The organism is Pseudomonas defluvii, assembly GCF_001695625.1.
Taxonomy (GTDB): Bacteria; Pseudomonadota; Gammaproteobacteria; order Pseudomonadales; family Pseudomonadaceae; genus Aquipseudomonas; species Aquipseudomonas defluvii.
This window is the reverse complement of the sequence record NZ_MBPN01000162.1, coordinates 1-7,139: the sequence shown is the minus strand read 5'-3', so window position 1 is coordinate 7,139 and position 7,139 is coordinate 1. Positions and strand designations below refer to the sequence as shown.

The window sequence follows — 7,139 nt, the reverse complement described above, 5'->3', positions numbered from 1 at the left end:
CCATGTGCGAAACGCATGGCTGCGGGCATTTGCTTTGAAGCGTGTTTTTCAACCAAGAAGAAATGAGGTCGTTATGAAAGAGCCGGCCAACATAAATACGACGACCGTACAACCCACCCCGACCGCCACCGTGTACGGCATGCCGGCCTACACCGATCGTGCTGCCGCCGTGGGTGAAGTGCATGCGCGCCCGCATCTGTTGATTCAGGCCCCGCGCGGCATATTGCAGCTCGCTTTCATGACCGAAGGCGACCAGGCCAAGGATCAGATGGCGATGAGCGAGTTGTCTCATCGCTTCGGCGTTGCCGAACCCGACCATGCTACGCCGCTTCACGGCGTGACATGGGACGAAGGAGACCTGCACTGTGAAAAGCACACCGAGTTCTCGACGTATCTCTGGTGCGCTTCGCTGGATTCCGAGACGGGAGAGCCGTGCGGCGAAAACCCGTTCAGGCATGGATTTGTGCCTCCCGGCCCGGTCGTATCCGGCATCCGTTTGAGACTTCTTCCGTGGACGCCGGAAACGGAGAAGGAGGCCGATCGCTTCGATCCTGCCAGCCTGTGCTACTCGCTGGTGGAGAACGGCTCTGCCGCCATTCTGACCGACTTCCGACAGGATGAGGATGGCCTGACGCAGATCCTCGTCCTGGCCCGCGATTTGACCCCGGCGCGGGCGGGTGCGCTGGCTCAACGTCTGCTGGAGATCGAGACCTACCGTACCTTGGCGTTGCTGTCCCTGCCGTTGACACGATCGATGACGTCGGAGCTGCGACGCATGGAGTCGCGCCTTGCGGCGATCACCGACGAGATGTGTACGAGCTTGGTGGAACGGCGCGACAGCGACGTGCTGCTGTCCGAATTGACCGGCCTGGCTGCCGAGCTGGAAGCTGGAGTTGCGGCGAATCTCTATCGCTTCGGTGCCAGCCGTGCCTACTACGAGATCGTCGAGGAAAGGCTGGCAGCGCTTTCGGAAGAGGCCGTATCCGGGTACTGCACCTGGGCGGATTTCCTGCAGCGCCGCATCGCTCCAGCCATGCGGACATGCCAATCCGTAAAGGAGCGCCAGGCCAAGCTCTCAGACAAGCTGACCCGGGCCATCGCGTTGCTGCGTTCCTGGATCGACGTTGAGCTTGAACGCCAGAACCGCGATCTGCTGGCGTCGATGAACAACCGGGCCAAGATGCAATTGCGCCTTCAGCAGACCGTCGAAGGCCTGTCGGTCGCGGCAATTTCTTATTACGTCGTGAGTCTTCTCGGCTACTTGCTCAAGGGCATTCCGATGGTTCACGACAGCGTGGCGCCGGTGATGGCGGTTCTGGTGCCTGCGGTGATGCTGACGATCTGGTGGATCGTGCGCAGGATCAGGCATGCCCACGGCGACACGGTGGCGGAAGAGAAATCTTCCTGACGAGCTGCCGTCTTGGCGCGCGAGAGCTGCGCCGTTCCTTTGAACATAGGAGAACTACATGGAACGCATCGAACATCACGCCAGCTTTGATGGTTGGCAGGACGTTTATCAGCATGAATCGACGACGCTCGGTTGCACGATGAAGGTCGGCGTCTATCTGCCTCCGCAGGCGCAGCACGGCAAAGTGCCGGTGCTGTACTGGCTTTCGGGCCTGACCTGCACCGAGCAGAACTTCATCACCAAGTCCGCCGTCCAGCGCTACGCGGCCGAACATGGCATTGCCGTCGTCGCGCCCGATAGCAGCGCTCGCGGCGAAGGCGTTGCCGACGATCCTGCCTATGACCTCGGACAGGGCGCGGGGTTCTACGTCAATGCCACACAGGAACCCTGGGCTGCGAATCATCGGATGTACGACTACGTCGTGCAGGAACTGCCGGCGCTGATCGAGGCCCACTTTCCCGTGACAGCGGAGCGGAGCATCAGCGGCCATTCCATGGGAGGACACGGTGCTCTGGTCATCGCCCTGCGCAACCCGGGCCGTTATCGAAGCGTCTCGGCCTTCTCGCCCATCGTCGCCCCCACCCAGGTTCCCTGGGGGCACAAGGCCTTCGAGGCGTACCTGGGCAGCGATCGGGAGGTGTGGAAACAGTACGACACCGTGGAGCTGATTCGCACCGTGCAGGAGCGTTTGCCGTTGCTGGTGGACCAGGGCTTGGGCGACGAGTTCCTGGAGAGCCAGCTTCAGCCCGACCTGCTGCGCAAGGCCTGCGACGAGACGGGGCACCCGCTCACGTTGAATCTGCGCCCAGGCTACGACCACAGCTACTACTTCATTGCCAGTTTCATTGGCGAGCATATGGCACACCACGCATCGGCGCTGAAACGCTGAGAGAGAGGAGATCAGGTCATGACAAAGACCTCCAAAAACCGACATCACGTCGTCATTATCGGAGCGGGCTTCGGCGGGATCGAGGTTGCCAACCAGCTTGCTGGTGCCGAGGTCGATGTGACGATCATCGATCGGCGCAATCATCACCTGTTCCAACCCTTGCTTTACCAGGTTGCAGGGGCGTCACTTTCGACATCCGAGATCGCCTGGCCTATTCGCTATCTCTTCCGAAATCGCCCGGAAGTGAACACCTTGATGGCGGAAGTGGAAGGTATCGACCAGGACGCGCGTCAGGTCATTCTCAACAATGGATTGCGGCAAACCTACGACACGCTCGTGCTCGCGACAGGCGCTACCCATGCCTACTTCGGACACGACGAATGGGGGGCTTTCGCGCCGGGGTTGAAGACGCTGGAAGATGCCACGACCATTCGGGGCCGAATCCTCGCGGCTTTCGAGGAGGCTGAGCGCACGAGCGATCCTCAGCAGCGTGCCGCGCTGCAGACGTTCGTCATCATCGGTGGTGGTCCCACCGGGGTTGAATTGGCCGGAACCATCGCCGAGCTTGCACGAGACACGCTGGCGCGTGACTTTCGCTCGATCGACCCGAGCACGTCGCGGGTTGTACTGATCGAGGCTGGCCCGCGTCTGTTGTCCGTCTTTCCAGAGGATCTTTCGGCCTATACGCGCCAGGCGCTCGAAAAGCTCGGCGTCGAGGTCGTGCTGGGTACGCCGGTCACCGAATGCTCGGCCGATGGCGTGGTGTACGGTGGCAAGCCCCTTTCGGCCAAGACCATCGTCTGGGCCGCCGGAGTCCAGGCGTCTCCCGCGGCTCGCTGGCTGGGCGCTGCGTCTGATCGTGCGGGTCGGGTGGTCGTTGGCCCTGACCTGACGGTGGCCGGTCGGCCGGAGGTCTTCGCCATCGGCGATACAGCCTCGTGCACCATGGCCGATGGGAAGCCCGTGCCGGGCATCGCCCCGGCCGCCAAACAGCAAGGGAAGTACGTCGCCAACCTCATTGGACGGCGTTTGAAGGGCAAGCCCGCTGACGGACCTTTCAAATACCGGCATCAGGGGAACCTGGCCACCATCGGCCGCAGCCTGGCGGTGATTGACATGGGGCGGGTGAAGCTGCGTGGTGCCTTTGCGTGGTGGATCTGGAAGCTGGCGCACATCTACTTTCTGATCGGTACGCGAAATCGTCTCAGCGTCGCTTTGAGCTGGGTATGGAACCACAGCATCGGCTACCGCGGCTCTCGCATCATCATGCATGCGATTAGCGACAAAGAGCCCGCGGCGTTGGACAAATCCGGCTCCCTGGATTGAGGTGCCAACGTTATCGGAACGTCAACTATCAGAAATGCCAGGGAGAGGAACTTGACCGATCTATTCACGACAAAGCCCAAGCCTCCCTTGGCCGAACTCCTGCGGCCCAAGACGCTGGATGAATTCGTCGGGCAACGGCACTTGCTCGGCCCCGGCAAGCCGCTTCGTCTCGCGTTCGAGGCGGGCAAGTTGCACTCGTTCATCCTCTGGGGGCCGCCAGGCGTGGGCAAGACCACCCTGGGGCGCCTGGCCGCCAGTGCGACCGACAGCCGATTCATCGCCATCTCGGCCGTGCTTGCCGGGGTGAAGGACATCCGGCAAGCCATCGACGAGGCCCAGGCAGAACTGGACAACCATGGTCGATCGACGGTGCTTTTCGTCGATGAGATCCATCGCTTCAACAAGGCGCAGCAGGATGCCCTACTGCCCCATGTCGAGTCGGGGCTCCTGACCCTGGTGGGGGGGACGACCGAGCATCCGGGGCTGGCGGTCAATTCCGCGCTGCTCTCGCGCGCGCAGGTCTATACCCTCGAACCGCTGTCCGGCGACGAACTGAACCAGCTCTACGAACGCGCACTGCCGCATCTCCAGGGCGTCACGTTGGACGCGGACGCGCTGGATCTGCTCAAGGGCTTTGCCGATGGCGATGGCAGGCGCTTCCTCAATCTGCTTGAGCAGGTGACGAATGCTGCGTCGGGCGCGGGCAAGGCCGTGGTCGATGGCGAGTTTGCCAAACTGTCCACCAGCCCATCACTGCGCAGGTTCGACAAGGGCGGCGACGAGTTCTACTGGCAGCTCTCCGCCTTCCACAAGTCGCTGCGGGGCTCCGACCCCGACGCGGCCCTGTACTGGCTGGCCCGCATCCTCGACGGCAGCGGCGACGTCAGCCAGGTGACGCGCCGCATGATCGTGGTGGCCAGCGAAGACATCGGCAATGCCGACCCGCAGGCGCTGCAACTGGCGCTCAATGCCGCGCTGGCTTATGAGAGGCTGGGTTCCCCCGAAGGCGAAATACCGATTGCCCACGCGGCGACCTACCTTGCTGCCGCCCCCAAGTCGAACGCTGCCTATGCCGCCTGGAACAAGGCGAAGGCCTTCGTCAAGAACAACGGCTCCCTGCCTGTGCCTCTCCATCTTCGCAATGCGCCGACGAAGCTGATGCAGCAGATGGGGTATCACGAAGGCTACCGCTACGCCCATGACGAGCCCAACGGCTATGCCGCTGGGCAAAGCTACTTTCCCGAGGGCGTGGCGCGGCCGGGCTGGTATCAGCCAACGGACAGAGGTGTTGAGCGCAGGCTGGGAGAAAGGCTTACTTGGCTGCGCTCGCTGGATGATGGGACGCTGCCAGAGGCGGACGCCTGACTGGTCGTCTCCGAAACCGGCTCATCGCGACTTCACGAACTACAGGAACAGGATAAGAACATGTCAGCCACTTCTTTCGGTGCATCCTCGGCGAAGATCAGCCGGGGACGCGTTGCCCGCTATCTGCGCACGGAGTCTGGTGCTGCGGTGCTGCTGGTGATCGTCACGGTCGTGGCGCTGGCGTGGGCGAACTCGCCGCTATCCGATGCCTATTTCGAGTTGTGGCACCTGGACGTCGGGTTTGACTTCGGGCCGCTGGGCCTGCACATGGACCTGCATCACTGGGTCAACGACGGCCTGATGGTGGTCTTCTTCTTCCTGATCGGCCTGGAGGTGCGTCAGGAGTTCGCCCACGGATCGCTCCGGGATCGCAGCCGTGCCCGTCTCGCTCTGATCGCGGGGGTCGCGGGTGTAGTGCTTCCCGCGCTGGTGTATGTCCTGATCGTGGGGCTGGCCGGAAGTGAGGGCCTGCACGGGTGGGGGGCGGTGGTCGGCACCGATACGGCGTTCATGCTGGGTACCCTGGCGATCGTCGGCCCGCGGCTATCCGGTCAGTTGCGCGTGTTCTTGCTCACCCTGACCGTGGTCGATGACTTCCTCGCCGTGTCCATCATCGGCATCGTCTATAGCGAGGAGATCCGGGTAATCCCGTTGCTGATCGTCCTCGCCAGTCTCGTCGGGTTGTGGTTGCTAGGGCGCAACCGCCAGTGGCGGGCAACGCCCTATGTGCTGATCGTGATCGTGCTGTGGCTCGCGGCCGTGCACTCCGGCATCCATGCCTCCCTCGCCGGGATGGCCGCGGGGCTCCTGATCCCCGCCTACGCAACGCAACGTCACAAGGTCGTAGCGGCAAGACAGTTGTTCCGTGACTTCTGGCAGTCTCCGAGTGCCGCATCGGCTCGCGCGGTGGACTGCGGGCTGTCCCGGGGTATCTCGGTGAACGAGCGGCTGCACGAGTTCCTGCGGCTGCCGACAGCGCTGCTGATCGTGCCGGTGTTCGCCTTGGCGAACGCCGGGGTGGACCTGCGTGGTGGGCTGCTCGCTGAGGCCTTCGACTCGCCCGTGACCTGGGGCGTCATCGCGGGGCTCGTGCTCGGCAAGCTCCTGGGCATCGGGCTCATCACTCTCGCCGCGGTCCGCCTCGGCCTGGGGCGCCTGCCGGCGGGTGTCGGAATGGGGAGCGTGTTCGGTGGTGCGGCACTGTCCGGGATCGGGTTCACCGTGTCGCTGCTCATCATCGGGCTCGCGTTCGGCACGACCTCCGACCTGGGCCGCCAGGCGACGGTCGGCGTGCTCGTGTCGATGGTGTTCGCCACGTTGCTCGGGTGGCTTATCTTCAAGGTTGCCGCTCGCAGGTGGGGTGAGGAGACCGCCGATCTGCCGATGGTGCTTGAGCCGCCGGTCGATCCGGAGATCGATCACATCCGCGGGCCGGAGGACGCGCAGCTCACGCTGGTGGAGTACGTGGACTTCGAGTGCGCGTACTGTGCGCATGCTACCGGTTCTTGGGAGGATCTGCGCGCCCACTTCGGTGACGACCTGCGGTATGTGGTGCGCCATCTGCCGCACCACCCGCACGGGCCGATTGCCGCGAGGGCGTCCGAGGCAGCGGCGAACCAGGGGATGTTCTGGCCGTGGCTGGACTTCGTGTTCACCCGTCAGCATGCGCTGGAGCGCGAGCATCTGATCGGCTACGCCGCCGAGCTTGGGCTCGACGTCGAACGGTTCATCGCGGATCTCGACAGCACCGCGGTGATCGAGCGTGTCGAGCGCGACCTCGCCAGTGCGGTCGCCAGCGGTGCGCACGCCACGCCGACGTTCTTCGTCGAGGGTCGTCGTCTGCGCGGCAGCTACGACGCCCGCACTGTCACCGCAGCGCTAGAAGCCAGCCGCCGCGGCACCCGAACTCAGGAAGTCCCGTCCTGAGCGGGACGAACTACAGGATAAGAACATGCCAAACAATTCTTTCGGTGAATCCTCTTGTACCGCTGCGGCCAGCGGCCTCGTGCAGGTGCGTGGCGCGCGCGAGAACAACCTCAAGGAGGTGGACGTCTCCATCCCGCGTAACGCGCTGGTGGTGTTCTCGGGTGTCTCCGGCTCCGGCAAGTCCTCGCTGGCCTTCGGCACCATCTATGCCGAGGCCCAGCGACG

6 protein-coding genes are annotated in these 7,139 nt (G+C 63.6%); all 6 read left to right on the top strand.

The genetic code is table 11. The features are described 5' to 3' along the window. Positions 1 to 73 precede the first annotated feature (73 nt). On the top strand, positions 74 to 1,408 hold the full coding sequence (locus EKA13_RS25065) for a DUF3422 family protein (RefSeq protein ID WP_019726353.1): 1,335 nt from the start codon (positions 74 to 76) through the stop codon (positions 1,406 to 1,408). 58 nt (positions 1,409 to 1,466) lie between these two features. Further along, on the top strand, positions 1,467 to 2,297 hold the full coding sequence (gene fghA, locus EKA13_RS25060) for an S-formylglutathione hydrolase (RefSeq protein ID WP_007182551.1): 831 nt from the start codon (positions 1,467 to 1,469) through the stop codon (positions 2,295 to 2,297). An 18-nt stretch (positions 2,298 to 2,315) separates the two neighbouring features. After that, positions 2,316 to 3,623 (top strand): NAD(P)/FAD-dependent oxidoreductase, encoded by a 1,308-nt coding sequence (locus tag EKA13_RS25055; protein WP_019726352.1) that lies wholly within the window; start codon positions 2,316 to 2,318, stop codon positions 3,621 to 3,623. Positions 3,624 to 3,674: 51 nt separating this feature from the next. Next, positions 3,675 to 4,988, top strand: a complete 1,314-nt coding sequence (locus tag EKA13_RS25050; RefSeq protein ID WP_009459628.1) for a replication-associated recombination protein A — start codon at positions 3,675 to 3,677, stop codon at positions 4,986 to 4,988. 60 nt (positions 4,989 to 5,048) lie between these two features. Continuing rightward, positions 5,049 to 6,914, top strand: coding sequence for a Na+/H+ antiporter NhaA (gene nhaA, locus EKA13_RS25045; protein ID WP_065761803.1), 1,866 nt, complete (start codon positions 5,049 to 5,051; stop codon positions 6,912 to 6,914). A 25-nt stretch (positions 6,915 to 6,939) separates the two neighbouring features. Next, positions 6,940 to 7,139: P-loop NTPase family protein (locus tag EKA13_RS25040; RefSeq protein WP_141685678.1), on the top strand; the 200-nt coding region annotated here is incomplete at its 3' end.

Bases quoted from the DNA above. Each gene is read 5' to 3' on its own strand.
- EKA13_RS25065 (WP_019726353.1), top strand. From the start codon at position 74: ATGAAAGAGCCGGCCAACATAAATACGACGACCGTACAACCCACCCCG.
- fghA (WP_007182551.1), top strand. From the start codon at position 1,467: ATGGAACGCATCGAACATCACGCCAGCTTTGATGGTTGGCAGGACGTT.
- EKA13_RS25055 (WP_019726352.1), top strand. From the start codon at position 2,316: ATGACAAAGACCTCCAAAAACCGACATCACGTCGTCATTATCGGAGCG.
- nhaA (WP_065761803.1), top strand. From the start codon at position 5,049: ATGTCAGCCACTTCTTTCGGTGCATCCTCGGCGAAGATCAGCCGGGGA.